The 15,513-nt window shown below is 35.8% G+C and carries 15 protein-coding genes; 10 read left to right on the top strand and 5 right to left on the bottom strand.

The annotated features are described in order from the left end of the window. Positions 1–301: 301 nt before the first annotated feature. From MHH88_RS03945 to MHH88_RS03965, 5 genes are all read left to right on the top strand, one after another. A complete protein-coding gene (locus MHH88_RS03945; protein ID WP_339261641.1) occupies positions 302–3,355 on the top strand; it encodes an efflux RND transporter permease subunit in 3,054 nt (1,017 codons plus the stop codon). A 20-nt stretch (positions 3,356–3,375) separates the two neighbouring features. Beyond that, positions 3,376–4,461 (top strand): SDR family oxidoreductase, encoded by a 1,086-nt coding sequence (locus MHH88_RS03950; RefSeq protein WP_339261642.1) that lies wholly within the window; start codon positions 3,376–3,378, stop codon positions 4,459–4,461. A gap of 332 nt (positions 4,462–4,793) precedes the next feature. Continuing rightward, a complete protein-coding gene (locus MHH88_RS03955; RefSeq protein WP_069510458.1) occupies positions 4,794–5,555 on the top strand; it encodes a TerC family protein in 762 nt (253 codons plus the stop codon). Between the two features lie 249 nt (positions 5,556–5,804). Next, positions 5,805–7,160, top strand: coding sequence for a potassium transporter TrkG (locus MHH88_RS03960; protein ID WP_339261643.1), 1,356 nt, complete (start codon positions 5,805–5,807; stop codon positions 7,158–7,160). Between the two features lie 144 nt (positions 7,161–7,304). Next, positions 7,305–7,472: a hypothetical protein gene (locus tag MHH88_RS03965; RefSeq protein WP_339261644.1), complete on the top strand. Its 168-nt coding sequence runs from the start codon at positions 7,305–7,307 to the stop codon at positions 7,470–7,472. A gap of 141 nt (positions 7,473–7,613) precedes the next feature. Here MHH88_RS03965 and MHH88_RS03970 read toward each other — a convergent pair whose 3' ends face one another. Beyond that, a complete protein-coding gene (locus MHH88_RS03970) occupies positions 7,614–8,126 on the bottom strand; it encodes a DUF3231 family protein (protein WP_024362268.1) in 513 nt (170 codons plus the stop codon). Positions 8,127–8,389: 263 nt separating this feature from the next. Between MHH88_RS03970 and MHH88_RS03975 the strand changes: the two genes are divergently transcribed. After that, positions 8,390–8,548 carry a hypothetical protein gene (locus MHH88_RS03975; RefSeq protein WP_158497863.1) on the top strand — a complete coding sequence of 53 codons (159 nt, stop codon included), beginning with the start codon at positions 8,390–8,392 and terminating at the stop codon, positions 8,546–8,548. A 475-nt stretch (positions 8,549–9,023) separates the two neighbouring features. On the opposite strand, the gene MHH88_RS03980 is transcribed toward MHH88_RS03975, so the two are convergent. Then, positions 9,024–10,763 (bottom strand): B12-binding domain-containing radical SAM protein, encoded by a 1,740-nt coding sequence (locus tag MHH88_RS03980; protein WP_339261645.1) that lies wholly within the window; start codon positions 10,761–10,763, stop codon positions 9,024–9,026. Positions 10,764–11,022: 259 nt separating this feature from the next. Between MHH88_RS03980 and MHH88_RS03985 the strand changes: the two genes are divergently transcribed. Both MHH88_RS03985 and MHH88_RS03990 read left to right on the top strand, forming a co-directional pair. Next, complete coding sequence (locus MHH88_RS03985) at positions 11,023–12,441, top strand: ATP-binding protein (protein ID WP_339261646.1); 1,419 nt, start codon at positions 11,023–11,025, stop codon at positions 12,439–12,441. A gap of 122 nt (positions 12,442–12,563) precedes the next feature. After that, positions 12,564–13,010, top strand: coding sequence for a MarR family transcriptional regulator (locus MHH88_RS03990; protein ID WP_069510450.1), 447 nt, complete (start codon positions 12,564–12,566; stop codon positions 13,008–13,010). Positions 13,011–13,221: 211 nt separating this feature from the next. Here the strand turns inward: MHH88_RS03990 and MHH88_RS03995 are convergent, their stop codons facing one another. From MHH88_RS03995 to MHH88_RS04005, 3 genes are all read right to left on the bottom strand, one after another. Beyond that, on the bottom strand, positions 13,222–13,902 hold the full coding sequence (locus tag MHH88_RS03995; RefSeq protein WP_339261647.1) for a hypothetical protein: 681 nt from the start codon (positions 13,900–13,902) through the stop codon (positions 13,222–13,224). A gap of 62 nt (positions 13,903–13,964) precedes the next feature. Beyond that, positions 13,965–14,582: a type II CAAX endopeptidase family protein gene (locus tag MHH88_RS04000; protein WP_339261648.1), complete on the bottom strand. Its 618-nt coding sequence runs from the start codon at positions 14,580–14,582 to the stop codon at positions 13,965–13,967. An 80-nt stretch (positions 14,583–14,662) separates the two neighbouring features. After that, positions 14,663–14,851 carry a DUF2187 family protein gene (locus MHH88_RS04005; protein ID WP_024362262.1) on the bottom strand — a complete coding sequence of 63 codons (189 nt, stop codon included), beginning with the start codon at positions 14,849–14,851 and terminating at the stop codon, positions 14,663–14,665. Positions 14,852–14,976: 125 nt separating this feature from the next. Here MHH88_RS04005 and MHH88_RS04010 point away from each other — a divergent pair, with 125 nt between their 5' ends. Both MHH88_RS04010 and MHH88_RS04015 read left to right on the top strand, forming a co-directional pair. Next, the gene (locus MHH88_RS04010; RefSeq protein WP_103977640.1) at positions 14,977–15,165 is read left to right on the top strand and encodes a hypothetical protein; all 189 of its coding nucleotides are present in this window, start codon (positions 14,977–14,979) and stop codon (positions 15,163–15,165) included. 94 nt (positions 15,166–15,259) lie between these two features. Beyond that, positions 15,260–15,451, top strand: a complete 192-nt coding sequence (locus tag MHH88_RS04015; RefSeq protein ID WP_024362260.1) for an aspartyl-phosphate phosphatase Spo0E family protein — start codon at positions 15,260–15,262, stop codon at positions 15,449–15,451. Positions 15,452–15,513: the final 62 nt, after the last annotated feature.

A 15,513-nucleotide genomic window follows, 5' to 3' on the forward strand; every position in this document is an offset into this window, starting at 1 on the left:
GATTGGTGTAGAATATATACAATATAAAGAAACGTTAGTGAATATGTGTAATAGCAACATTGCGCTACAGGTGGCGCTTTCCGCGGGCAAGCACCGAGCCGCTTCCTTCGCTGCGCTCAGTCCAGGGTCTCGGTTCGCTTGCTTTTCCCGCAGGAGTCGCCACCTTTCGCTCCATTAGAATATTCGAACTTTCATTACGAGGCACTAATATGAAATTGTTTCAATATAATGTAAAACTTTATAAAAAAACTCCCTTTTCGGCTATCATAGGAAAGAAGAGAAAGAAAAGGAGTATAAATACATGAACATTAGCAACTTTTCAATTAAAAGACCTGTTTTTACACTTGTTACAATGCTACTCGTTATTATTTTAGGTGGCGTATCATTGTTAAAAATCCCAATTACATTAATTCCCGAATTAAATCCCCCTATTGGTGTCGTTGTGACGTCATATCCTGGGGCGAGTTCGACGGAAGTAAATGAAAAGGTAACAAAACCTTTAGAGGCGGCATTGGCCACCTTGCCAGGCATAAAAAAACTACAATCTACTTCGCAGGAAGGTTCAAATTTAATTGTGCTAGAGTTTAATTGGACGACGAATATTGAGGATGTTCAATTAGATATTTTGCAACGTATTGATATGACACCTTTACCAAACGATGCACAAAAGCCAAATTTTTTGAAATTTGACCCGTCACAGTTTCCAATTATTCAACTTTCCTTACGCGCAGAAAATGACCAAGTGGATGTGCGCGTATTGGCAGAATCACTGGAAAAAGAGCTTCGTCGTACAGAAGGGGTTGCAAGTGTCAATGTTTCTGGCAAATTGGTAGAAGAAGTACAAGTAACATTGGATGAATCAAAACTAATAGCAAAGGGCTTAACCCAAGCAGATATTATTCAAATTATTCAAACGAATAATGTCTCACTTCCTGGAGAGCCAGTATTAGCTGCGGATGACAAAATGTTGACGACAAGGATTATTAGTACGTTAACTACACCACAAGATATTGCAGATTTAATCGTATCCGTCAATCCTATAGATGGTCAAACATTAACGGTGGGAGATGTAGCAACGGTCGAGCGCACAGAGCAAAAAGCAATAACAGAAACGCGTGCTAATGATCATCCGGCTGTGCTAATGTCCGTTTTGCAAGAGTCTGGCGCCAATACTGCTGAAGTATCTAAAGCCTTTCAACAAGCTTTAAATGATTTACTAGCGAAGGAGCAATATAAAGGTGTATCAGCAGACGTATTAGTCGATCAAGGGAATTATGTAGATTTAGCAATAAGTAATATCGGTTCTTCATTATTGCTAGGTGGCTTATTCGCTATGCTTGTGTTATTTGTCTTTTTACGTAGTGTGAAAAGCCCAATTATTATTGGGATTGCCATCCCGTACTCGGTTATTGTCACATTTGTGTTAATGTATTTTGCTGATTTTACGCTTAACATAATGACCTTAGGTGCATTAGCATTAGGTATTGGGATGCTTGTCGACAATGCCATCGTAGTAATAGAGAATATTGAACGGCATTTAGGACTTGGCAAGGAACCGATAGAAGCAGCAAAACAAGGAACAAAGGAAGTAGCACTAGCTATAACAGCATCTACATTAACAACGATTGCTGTGTTTATTCCAGTTATGTTTATTGAAGGCTTAATTGGGCAAATATTTACGGAATTTGCACTTACCATTTCCTTTAGTTTAATTGCCTCATTGTCAGTGGCATTAACAGTTGTACCTATGCTGGCAAGTCGTTTGTTAAAAATGAAAGATCATAATATCAATGAAATTCGCAAGACATCTTCATTTTATAAGCGCTACAATGCGTCTATAGTGTGGGTATTACAGCATCGCTTGTTGGTCATATTGTCGGCAATCGTGCTCTTTGGCTTATCGCTCTTTGGGTTATCGAAAATAGGGACAGAATTTTTACCAGCAACAGATGAAGGTTTTGCTTCTATTAGTGTAAATCTTGACCAAGGGGCTGCGATAACAAAAACAGAAAAGGTAGTCGCGGCCATTGAAAATCGTTTAAAAGAAGAACAAGATGTTGATGTTTATGTTAGCCTAATCGGGGGTACTCAACAGTCTCAATCACGTGGACAAACAAGTGCAAATCAAGCAGAAATTTACGTCAAGCTAGTACCACTTGCAGATCGCAAGCGCTCCATTTTTGAGTTTGTAGAAGAGGTGGAAAGGGAACTAAATAATGAGTTAGGGGAGCAAGCAGAAATTACATTTAATGTTTCTACATCATCTGGTTCAGCTCCAAATACATTGACATTCCGACTAACAGATTCCAATGAACAACGTTTATATGCATCAGTTGAGAAAGTACAGCACGAACTAAGTCGTATAGATGCAGTCACAAATGTTTTGACTGATTTAGACGAAACGATACAAGAGATTCAGATAGAAGTGGATCGTGAAAAAGCGAAGGATTATGGTTTTGTACCGGCTCAAATAGCCCAAACGGTCAATCAAATGACAAAAGGGCAGTTGACAACGCAGATGATTGATGATGGTGGAACGGTGTTATCGGTGTATACCGGTTTTGGACAGGCGTTTAATGAAAGTATGGACGCTTTAAAGGCAATGAAGCTACGTTCACCTGCAGGTCTATTTGTTAAGCTTGATGAAATCGCTAACGTATCCATACAAGAAGGACCAGTTTCCATTAGACGTTCCGATCAAGCTGCAGCAGTTGCATTTTTCGTTGATTATAAAGCTAAGGAGTCATTAGGGGGCATTTCTAAAAAGGTCGATCACGCACTTGAAAAAGCGAATCTGCCTGCTGAAACGCAAGTTGTGTTTAGTGGGGATCGAGAGTTATATGATAGTGCAATTGATGATATGCTTTTAGCTGTTGCTCTCGCCGTAGTGCTAGTCTACATTGTGATGGCGGCGCAGTTTGAGTCGTTTAAATATCCTTTCGTTATTATGTTTACGGTACCACTTATGATTATAGGTGTTGCGATGGCAATGTTTGCGACGAAAACACTGCTAGGTGTAACAGCTGTTATTGGCGTTTTAGTACTTGTTGGCATTGTTGTGAATAATGGTATTGTGCTGGTCGATTATATTAATCAGCAAAAGCAGCAGGGCATGCAGGCGTATGATGCGATTTTACTTGCTACACAAGACCGACTTCGCCCGATTTTAATGACAGCATTAACAACGATATTAGGATTGCTACCACTAGCGCTTGGTATTGGCGAAGGTACCGAGATGAATCAGCCGATGGGTATCGCTGTAATAGGTGGTCTGATTACATCGACTTTGCTGACATTATATATTGTGCCAGCTGTGTATAGCTTAATGGATAAAGAAACTAGAAAATTGCCTTAAATACGGGGAGGAACTGGGAGATGGGTGTTCATTTTTTTACGGGGTTTCCAGGGTTTATTTCAAGTCAATTAATTCGAGAATTATTTCAAAAAAATAAAACACAAAAGGTTATAGCCATTGTTTTGGCAGGGCAATATCCAAAGGCAATGATTGAAAAAAGCAAGATTGAAGTAGACTATCCTCAATCCGAAATACAGATTGTTGAGGGAGACATCACGCTACCCAATTTAGGATTGGCCAATCAAATAATTCAGGAAATCGTACCTCAAATTGAAGTGTTTTGGCATCTGGCAGCGATTTATGACTTAGCCGTTCCACGAGATATTGCTTGGAAGGTCAATGTGCATGGAACTGCGATGGTCAATGATTTTGTACGAACATTGCCTCATCTTAAGCGTTATATGTATTTTAGTACTGCGTATGTTGCTGGAACAAGAGAAGGGGTATTACGGGAAGATGAATTGATTCGTCCGAAGGCATTTAAAAACTACTATGAGGAAACGAAATATGAAGCAGAGCATCGTGTGGAAGATTTAAAGTCGGAGGTACCTATCACGATTATCCGACCAGGCATTGTGCGAGGGCATTCTGTGACAGGGGAAACAATAAAATTTGATGGGCCGTATTTCTTTTTGAATATGGTTGATAAATTAAAATGGTTGCCGATTATACCTTATATCGGGATGTCTAGCTCAGCTATTAATGTTGTGCCTGTCGATTATATTATCAATGCCTCTACGTTTTTAGTGGATGAGAAAAGTGCTGAAGGGAAAACATTACATTTAACAGATCCTAATCCTCACCCTGTACAAGAGGTATACCGGACAATGGTGAAATTATTGACAAATCATTATCCGAAAGGACGTTTTCCTTTAGCACTAGCAAAAAAATCGTTACAAGTGCCGTTTATTCGCAAAAAATTAGGGGTTGAGCAAGAAACTTTAGATTACTTAACATGGCATGCAACTTTTGATACAACAGAAGCAATTGCTATATTGCAAAAGGGAAATATAGCATGCCCTGATTTTATACAAACGATGCCAAAGATGGTAGATTTTTATCTAGCGCATAAAGAAGATGAAAACTATCATATTCAAATTAAATAATGGATTTCTTTGTCAGTATTTAATGATAGTGATATAATAAACGAACAAAAGAAATATCCTTAGACATTTTGTTAAAGGGGAGTAGCTAGCAGATGCGAGCGATGCATCTGGTTTCACATTCGTCATGACGTGGCATAATGCCATCGGATGTGATAGCAAATGGTGTTACTTTGCAAAAAGTGCAATAACCGATAGCTGGTTTGTAAGAAGTAACCAATTAAATTTGCTTAGCAAGACCTTTGCCTTCTTCTTAGGCAGGGGTCTTTTCTTTTTCATTTGACTAGTAAATGCTCGCAATTTTGGGTATACAGAGTTTAAAGGAGGAACAGAGAATGGAAGCAATATTATTACAATATGGCTGGGTACTGATCGTACTAGTTGTATTAGAAGGATTACTAGCAGCAGATAACGCAGTAGTTATGGCTGTTATGGTGAAACACTTACCGCATGACCAACAAAAGAAGGCACTTTTTTACGGATTATTTGGTGCATTAATATTCCGATTCTCTGCGCTCTTTGTTATTACAGTATTAGTTAATTACTGGCAAATACAGGCGATTGGGGCGGCTTATCTATTGTTTATGTCAGCCAAAAATATTTATGATTTACGAAAAGGCAAAGATGAGGAAGAAGACAATGATGATGCTACTGTAAAAAAAGGATCAGGCTTTTGGATGACTGTTCTAAAAGTAGAACTTGCAGATATAGCATTTGCAATCGATTCAATGCTTGCTGCAGTTGCAATTGCCGTAACGCTTCCACACTTAGGTAATTTTGATATTGGTGGCATTAATGGCGGACAATTTATTATTATGTTGTTAGGTGGCTTTATTGGTGTTATTATGATGCGTTTTGCGGCGCAATGGTTTGTAAAAATTTTAAACGACTATCCTTCACTTGAAACAGCAGCGTTTTTAATTGTTGGCTGGGTAGGAGTTAAACTTGTTGTATTAACGTTAGCTCATGAAAAAGTGGGTATTTTACCTGAAGAATTCCCACATTCAACAGGCTGGGAATTAACTTTCTGGGTTGTATTAATTGCGATTGCTTTTGTTGGCTATTTAGTAGGTGTTCGTAATAAAAAACAAGCATAATAATCGCCTGACAATTTTATAATGGAACGATTTAATCCGCATTCTTTCTGCGGGCAACGCACGAGCCACATCGCTCGCTACAATAGCAGGGTCAGTGCGCTTGCTTTTTTTGAAAGTCTATGCGGATTTTTGCTTTATATATTCATTACTTTGTATTTGATACGATTTATAACCCCTTTCTTTTTTCATCGTTTTTTTCTATACTAATATCTATTAAGTTTGGCATCATAAATGGAAGGAGTTGATGGGGTGCCTTGGAAAAAATCATCAAATAGACAAATCACACCGTTTCAGGCACTTGTGTCTTATTATTTCATAGCAATAGCAATTTCCTTCCTATTGTTACGACTCCCTGGTGTCCATCGAGCGGGTGTGGAAGTGTCTTTTTTAGATAGTTTATTTACCGCAGTCAGTGCTGTTAGTGTAACGGGTTTAACAACTTTCAATATTTCCGAGACCTATACAACATTTGGACTTGTTATGGTACTTGTGATTTTACAGCTCGGGGCTATCGGTATTATGTCGCTAGGTACTTTTGTTTGGTTACTTGTCGGCAAAAAAATCGGTATGCGCGAACGGCAATTAATTATGATTGATCATAATCAATACAATCTATCGGGTGTTGTTCAGCTAATACGAGAAATATTAAAAATCTTAATCGGTATTGAATTAACAGGGGCTATTATTTTAACGGCTCATTTTATGAATTATTTTGATACATTTGAAGAAGCTCTTATACATGGCGTTTTTGCTGCTGTTTCTGCCACTACAAATGGTGGCTTTGATATTACTGGGATGAGTTTATTGCCATTTCATAATGATTATTTTGTGCAGCTTATCACGATGGTATTAATTGTACTTGGAGCAATTGGCTTCCCAGTGCTGATAGAAGTCAAATCATTTTTGCTTAATCGTCATGCCAATTTCCGCTTTAGTCTTTTTACTAAAATAACAACGACTACCTATGCAATTTTATTTATAGTTGGGGCTCTCGTTATTTTACTGCTTGAGTCATTCCACTCCTTTAAAGGGATGGTTTGGCATGAAGCAATCTTTTCAGCTATGTTCCATTCAATATCTACGCGTTCAGCGGGACTTACAACATATGATGTAACATCCTTTAGTGAAGCAACCGATATTTTTATGAGTTTTTTAATGTTTATTGGTTCATCCCCAAGCTCTGTGGGTGGTGGGATAAGAACGACAACTTTCGCTATTGCCATATTATTTTTAATAATGTTTGCACGCGGAAAAGAGGATATTCAAATTTTTGGAAGAGAAATTCATTTAATAGATGTCTTCCGCTCATTTGTCGTTATCCTATTGGCGTGTTTTATGGTGTTAATCGCCACAATTATATTACTAATTACGGAACCGCACGCAACACTTATCCAAATTATTTTTGAAATAACATCTGCGTTCGGTACATGTGGTATGTCTTTAGGAATTACATCAGACTTATCAGCAGTTGGTAAAATAATCATTATTATTTTAATGTTTATAGGGCGAGTGGGCTTAATATCATTCTTATATTCAGTAGGTGGTGGAGGTAGAGGGAAAAAATCTAAATACCACTATCCAAAAGAACGAGTGATTATTGGGTAAACATCTAGCAGTTTTCATATAGAAGCGTTTGAAAGGGGTGAATGGTTGATTCACCTCTTTTTTGTTTGGCATTAATCTTTTAAGAACAAGCCAATAGTATAAATGCGGGCAATTTGGATACTTTATAAATCGGAGGTGATATTGGTGACAAAGAGTAAAAAGGATGTAAAGGATTTAAAGCAAGAAGAGTTTTCGACAGATTTAAGTCCGGACGATTTAGATGTACGAGAAGAAAATGAGTTAACAAGTGAACAAGCTAACAATGCGAATAAAGCAAAAGACCGTCAAGAAAAAAATAATAAACAAACATAATAAAAAAGAGGCTTACAGTGGTCACGATAAAGTGTCCATTTAAGGGGTGTAACAAAGCAAAAAGTGTTAGATTGATCGCGCTTCAATCTAACACTTTTTCTCTTTTGTCCCATCCCAATTTGCTAATGCAGATTAAAAATTTTAATCTTTTTCTGGATAGTTAACATGTAATGGCGGTGGAACAAGCCATCCTTTATTTTTGTTTAAACGTAACAGTTTAGCACCTAGTTGGGCTTTACTCATATGGAATTGACCGTACATCATGGCAATGTCTTCTCTAGTTGACATGCCCATTGCTTGACTGCAAGCAACTAATCCAGCAGCTAAATCCGCTGATAACGCTGCACTAATTTCAGGGTCATTTACTCTCGCACCAGGTGGGATGTCCTCTAATCTTGCAACAGGTCGCTCAGGTGGAGCAGGGGGTAACCCAACACCATTTGTTTTCAATATTTTTTCTAACTGTTTTACTTCGTCTCGTAATACTTGGATAATATCTTCAATAATTTTGCGAAGATCTTCATCTCCAGTGTGATTGTAAAATGTTTGATAGCCTGCAATTAAGCCGTAATCAGCCGCTAAATTCGTCCAAACGCTAAAAACCTCACCATAATGTAACGGCTCATCTTTTGGATTGCCACTAAGTATTCCCATAGTTGAATATCCTCTTTTCATTATTTTTTGAAACAGAGATAGTATGCGTGAAATATAAAAATTAATTCATAAGAAACAAACGAAACAATCATTGCAAAACTACAGTTTGGATTGAACACGTAACGGGTAAATCACTTTAGGAGTGGTCAAAGAGAAATTGTCCACATCGTATTTGAACTGAGGGGCATTAGCATATCTTTTTGAAGTGAATAGAAGCAACAATGAACCCAGTAAAGAAAAAGGTACAAAAGGAGAACTTACACATGACACTTACAAGCACAGCAAAACAGGATTTAAAGGAACTTTTAAAAGAGACACATAAACGTGGTATAACGAAAGTAGACCATAGTGATCGAGTAAGCAGAATGACAGATAGTGAAGCTTTAGGATTGCTAATTTCAGTAGTAAAGCGTACATTATAATACTTAAAAAGCAAGGTATTCTATAAGCTAGCTTGGACATTTTAAAGTTTGATGCTAAAAGATTTCTTAAATCTGACTTTCTTCTATTATATTGTATTTAGTATTTAATATATAACTGAAAGTCGTTTGCAAAAGCTTTTATCGCTTCTTTCAAAGTCAAATTTAGTATTTTACACTTAAATGGTAATTGTGGCGAAAAAATGTCCAAAAATTTAGAAAATTTATTAAAACATTTCCTGTTTTTGAATTGTCTAAATGGGTATTATTTCTAATTTTTATAATATATCATTAAGGTATAAAGACCTGCTAATTATGAGGTTTCATTAAGAAAGCTGTACTAACACCATCAATCCGTTTTAGTAAACTGTAATATATTATTTATTTAGTGAAAAAAAGCTGATGGTGAGGAAAAGCAATTTTATAAGTTACTAATATAAAAAAAACGCTATTCTCTAAAGTGAATAGCGTTTTTTTATTAAACAGTAGGGATTGTTGCAAAATAAGGTGCTTGTCCGTGACGGAAGTACGTTAAAAGATAACCATTTTTTTGTACAATTTTGCCATTTGAGAAATTTTGATAGTCCAAGTAATGCGGGATAATAAGTGTATGCTTAAATAATTCTTTCTCTGTTAAATTAAACTTAGCAAATTCTTCACCAGCAATCATCGGGTTTTCCCGTAGAGCAGAGTAAAGTGCTTTTTGTTGTACTTCTGTTGGTCGCTCATTCCACCATAATTTACGTGGCTGGAATTGTTGTGCTTTTAAATAATCTAGTTGCATTAAACTTTGAATAATTTGTAAATTAGCACCTTCCACTGTTTCTAAAAATTCCAGTAAACGACGGAATAAATCTTCTAACTGATGTCCAATACGAGACCAACCTTTTGTTTCCCAATAAGTGCCGAAGCTTTGGAAGAAATCGAATGGTGTGTCAAATACTTCTGTAACGAGGTATTCAATGGTGTAATCCATACGATGATCATTCCAATATTTTTCGAGAACATCTTCTGCATGTTTAATACGAACGATATCATCAAATGTTAGAGCATTATTTGAAAAGATTTCGTATGGAGCTAAATCTACATAGGTGTAACCAAATTTCTCAGCTTCCAAACGAAGGCCAGTGCCGCGCAATAGCTTTAAGAAACCAAGTTGTAATTCCTCAGGGCGCATTGCGAAAACATCATTAAAGGTTTGTCGGAAGCTTGCATAGTCTTCTTCTGGCAAACCGGCAATTAAATCTAAGTGCTGATCAATCTTACCGCCATCTTTAACCATTGTTACCGTTCGTTTTAGTTTTTCAAAGTTTTGACGGCGTTGTACAAGCGTGTTTGTTAAATCATTTGTAGATTGGACACCTATTTCAAAGCGGAAAAGCCCTTTTGGTGCATTGTCATTTAAAAATTGAATGACTTCTGGACGCATTATATCAGCAGTAATTTCAAACTGGAAAACAACACCTGGCTTATGTTCATCAATTAAAAACTGGAACATTTCCATTGCGTAGCTACGGCTAATATTGAATGTACGATCGACAAATTTAATAGTGCGGGCACCATTATTCATTAGATATCGAATATCTTCCTTTATACTTTCTCTATTGAAATAGCGCACGCCTACTTCAATGGAAGATAAGCAAAATTGACAGCTAAAAGGACAGCCTCTGCTCGTCTCAATATATTGAATTCGCTTTCCTAGATGTGGAAGATCCTCTTCAAAACGGAATGGACTTGGTAGTTCACGTAAGTCAATCTTAGGTGCTTGCGCATGAATTCGAACTTTTCCGTCTTCTAAGTAACAAATTCCTGGAACATTTTCTAAAGGAATTTCTCCATGCAAATGGCGTAGTAACTGTTTAAAGGATGTTTCTCCTTCGCCCATGACAATAAAATCAATCTCTTCAACTCTTCTTAACCAATGGTGGACATCATAAGATACTTCAGGACCACCGAGCAAAATTTTAACATTAGGACAAACCGTTTTTAACATTTTAATAACGTGTATAGTTTCTTCAATATTCCAAATATAGCAACTAAATCCTACAATATCAGGGTTTTTTTGAAATAAATCTGATACAATATTAAAAGCAGGGTCTTTAATTGTGTATTCTGCAATGGTTGGATTGTATTCAGGTAAAGCAGCACATTTTAAATAACGCAATGCCAAATTAGTGTGGATATACTTTGCGTTTAATGTAGTTAAAATAGTATTCATGCATTAATCTTCCTTTCACTTTCTAATTGTAACAGTCAAGTAGCTGACAAACAATATAATCCTTTTTACCTATTTATTTTGTGAACGGTTCGTGAAATAATTTTAAATACTTAAATTTACTAAATTTTGTAATAATAGAATCGTACAGTCATAAAGTATAGTAAAGGCTCAAAATTCGAATGAGAGGTTTTTTACTCTTTTGAAAGGTTCGGTGAGAAAGTTGAAGCAAAATGATATAAATCAATGTTTTGGAAATCTTATGAAAAGTACTTCGTCACCAACACTTATTCTCAATAAAGCAGGAAAAATTTTGAATTGTAATGAGGCAGCTATTAAACTTTTTAATCTTAATTTAACGTATATTGGCTATATTACAATGGACGAGTCCTCAAATATAAAATGGGCTAAGTTCGTCAAAGAACTACAATGTGAGTTAAGATCTGAAGAAATATTTAATATTCAAACAAACAACAATGAATTTGAAATGATGCTTTTTAAATGTTTCTATGATCCGAACTCGGAAGAAATTGTCGCACAACTATCAACGATCAATAATGACAGAGCGCTTAAATTGTATGTTAGCAAGGAGCAGGAACAATCTCAATCCTTCAGCGCATACGATCATTTACCTTATGCTGTTATTGTGAGTGATGCAAGTGGGATTATTCTTGGTTTAAATAAATATGCCGAAATGTATTTAAAAATAGAAAAATCACAACTACTCCATAAAGCGCATCAACATATATTTGATTCATTTACCATGAAAAATGGACAAATTACAACCTATCTTTCGAAATTGATGGGTGAAAAACATGCCAATATTCATGTTGTGGACGAGACGCAAGTAAGTAGAACTTGCTACTACGAAATCTCAAGTGTTTTCGATGAGTATAATAATATTATTGTCACTGTCATTAATGATGAAACAGAGAAGAAGCAACTGCAACATAAAGTAGAGCATCAGGAAGCACTAAATGTAGTAGGGCAAATGGCAGCTAGTATCGCACATGAGATTCGCAATCCGCTCACTTCTTTAAAAGGGTTTACAGAACTTTTAAAGCTGAATGCAGATGAAGAATCACGTATGTATTTATCTGTTATTGATAGTGAGTTACAGCGTATGGAGCAAATTTTATCGGAACTATTAGTATTGTCCAAGCCAACAAGTATGAAGGTAGAGTTAATCAACTTAGATCATATTGTAAGACAGGTAATTGAATTTATGTTGCCGGATGCATTAATGAAAAAAATTATGATTCAATATATACCATCAGTGACAGAAGTATATATTGGCGGCAATGAAAATCGTTTAAAGCAAGTATTTATGAATCTTATTAAAAATGCAATGGAAGCAATGAATAAAGGTGGCACAATTACGGTAGAAATGAATGTAATAGACTGTACGATTGTCGAATTAATGATAAAAGACGAAGGCAGTGGAATGGATAATAATACAATCCAAAATCTATTCCAACCTTTTTACACGACGAAATCAACAGGGACAGGACTGGGCCTTGCTTTCGTGAAAAAGGTAATCGAAGAGCATGAAGGTGTAATTGGTGTTCAAAGTGAAGTACAGAAAGGGACATGCTTCCATATGCAGTTTCCAGTGTACACATTTAATCAGTTGGATACTTTAGATGTTTCTGCGAAGGATTCTGCTTATTTAGTTACCTAAAATAGAGAGAAACACTTGCCAATTAAATTTAGCATAGTGTGCTGTTATTGAATGCTTTTGACAATGCTTTTCAAAAGTCGCTATAATGAAATTGATAAAGAGCGAATTGTGAGGACTAAGCTATGACGTCAGAAGATTTAAAGCAAACTTTAAAATTATATATTGTATTATCCCGTGCCCATAAAGCAATTAATGAGATGACTAACCATTTTTTTCAAGAAAATGGCTTGAATCCTACTGAATTTGCAGTTTTAGAGCTCCTGTATCATAAAGGGAGACAACCATTGCAGCAAATCGGTAATAAAATATTACTTGCCAGTGGGTCTATTACGTATGTAATTGATAAGCTTGAGAAAAGAGGTTATCTTTTACGGGTTTCCTGTCCATCAGATCGTCGCGTTACCTATGCGGAAATTACAGCTGAAGGTGAGGCGTTTATGGGCGAGTTATTTCCAAAGCACGAACAACATTTACATGAATTGATGAGTGCATTATCCGTCGAGGAAAAGGATATAGCCATTGGCTTATTAAAAAAATTAGGGCTATCCATTAAAGATTTGTCTTATTAAAAAGAGTTGTCTCAAATAGATTTTTGAGGCGACTTTTTTATGTTCGTTAAAGGAATGGAAACATTGTGTAGGGGAATGGTTTGCATATATAGCTGTTTTTCCACGTTGAGAAGCTTTTAAAACGTCTTTGCAAACAAACCTTAGTTTTTTATTGGTAAATAAAAGAGAGGTCTTAGAAAGACTTCTAAGACCTCTTAAGATGTGTGTTCAATTAATTTTTAGAAATAGTTGCTGCCATTGCCAGCATAGCTGCTGTTAAATCTTGTTCATCATTATCATGAATTGTTAACTTTATAATAAGACCATCTTTTTCAAATACTACTCCGATTACTTTTTCAGTATCAAAGTCTACCACATAGCCTTCAATATTTTGTACATCTTTAAATACGGAAAGTTCTTCAGCAGATAATGCTACTGTTCCTCCAACTGCATTCATGTAGTCTTGCATAGATGTTTTTGCCGCATCATAGCTTGTTTCAGCAGTAGTAGTTGTTTCAATACGCATAAATACTTCGTCATCTTCATTTGATACTAGCATGTCTTTGCCAGGTTCTTCTTGAGAAAGAGTAAATCCAGGTAGTTGTTGAATTTTATAGCCCTGAGTTACACTTTTAGATTCAGTTGCATTTTCCTTTTTGTCGACACCTTTTTGTACGTAATTTACTTCTTGTTGAGGTTTCGATTGTACATCTGTTTGTGCATCATCTGATGTAGGCGTTTCTTGCGCGTCATCGCCTGCAGATTCACTATCAGTTGGTTTTTCCTCAGTCGCTGTGTTTGCTGGTTCATTTTGTGCAGCATCTGATTGTTCTGTCTTATCAGAGGTATTGCACCCCACTACTAAAACAGCTGTTAGTAATAATGCAAACATTGTAATTAATTTTTTTTGCATGAAAAGCCCTCCCTTTCTAAATTAAACGCTAATAAAAGATAAAATGTTTCCAATTTTTTTTGTTATGATGTTAAAGGTAACACTAAAAACAATAATAAAACAAAAACAACATGGGCTACAATAACTAAAGGCATACTCTTGCGCCATTCATAGATAAAGCCCCAAATAAGGCTTGTTACAAGAGCTGCAATTATACCAAGCTTAAAACCGCTAAATGCAATCGAAATGGCACATAAAATGGCTGTTACAATAACTGCTAAAACAGGGCGCATAAAACGTTTTAATTGTTGTTGTACGTAGCCGCGCCAAAATAGTTCTTCACCAATGGCTACAATGAAAACAAGTAAAATATAGTGCCATATATTTTGTGGACCGTAAACTGTTAAAAACTTTTGCACGGATCCTACTAGCCGATCATTTATAAATGGTGCGAGCCAATAACCAAAACGTATAATGCCATATGTGATTGTACCGTATCCAATGCCGAAAATCAGAAACTTCCATGTAGGCAATTGATCTTCGATTGTACCTGAAAGAATAGCAATCGCTATACATACAAGCAGGGTAAATGCATACAAGTACCAAAATACAGCAGGATTAGCAAATGTAAAAGCAAGCATGCCATAAACGAATAATAAAGAAAGGAGAAGTATTATTGTTTGTTTCGAATTTGTAAGCATAATTCGACCTCCATACTTTAATTTTACCAAAAAAATAGTCCCTTATCATCTATAAAGACAAAAAGGGACTATTCAGAATATTAAGCTTCACTTGCGTATAAGATTTTGTACCGTTTATGGTTGACGACCGTTTTTTCTTCAATTTCAAGGGAATCAAAATTCTCCATATATGTTAGATCAACGATCACCGAATTTTCATTTACTTTTTCAACAATGCCTTGCAAACCATTTTTAAACTCGATAATATTTCCAACTTCAGCTATTTTCACAGACAGTCAGCTCCTTCATCGACTAATAATATACAGTTTGCATGAAAAAAAGGGAAACGTAAAGCCTTTTTTGAATAATTCATAATTTATTACACAAAATAAAGTAAGAGAAAGGATTGGAAAAAATGGAACAATATGAAACGATGCTTAAACAATTACAAAATGGAGAAATTCAAAGTATCGAAATCCATAAAGAACAATTTTATGATTTTCGAGAAGTTTTAGTAAAACACCCATTATTTAAACATTTTAGAGGTGAAGCAAAGCAAAATGGGATTATCATCTACACTTATTTGGAAATTCCTAGAAGCTAATTTTGTCGAACATTGTCGGAACATAATGCTGTAAGAAATGAAATATAAATGTATAATAATGGTATGATTATTTGTATGTTGGAGGGTTGTATGAATGGTCAATCTACTCTTGAAACAAATGGAACAAACTCGTGAGATGATGATTCGCTCTGGTGTGGAAAACGGGTTACAGAATGCAAAAACCATTCAACTGAGTCGCAGACTAGATCAGTTAATGAATACTTATTATAGACAGACAACATTAGAAGAAGAAGATCAGGATGATTTGTTTCAGTATTCAGAGTAAAAATTTTTAGATTAGATGATTAAAAGTGAATGTACTGGGGAATAATAATATTGAACACAGCA

The organism is Lysinibacillus sp. FSL K6-3209 (genome assembly GCF_037976175.1).
In the GTDB taxonomy this organism is placed as follows: Bacteria; Bacillota; Bacilli; order Bacillales_A; family Planococcaceae; genus Lysinibacillus; species Lysinibacillus sphaericus_D.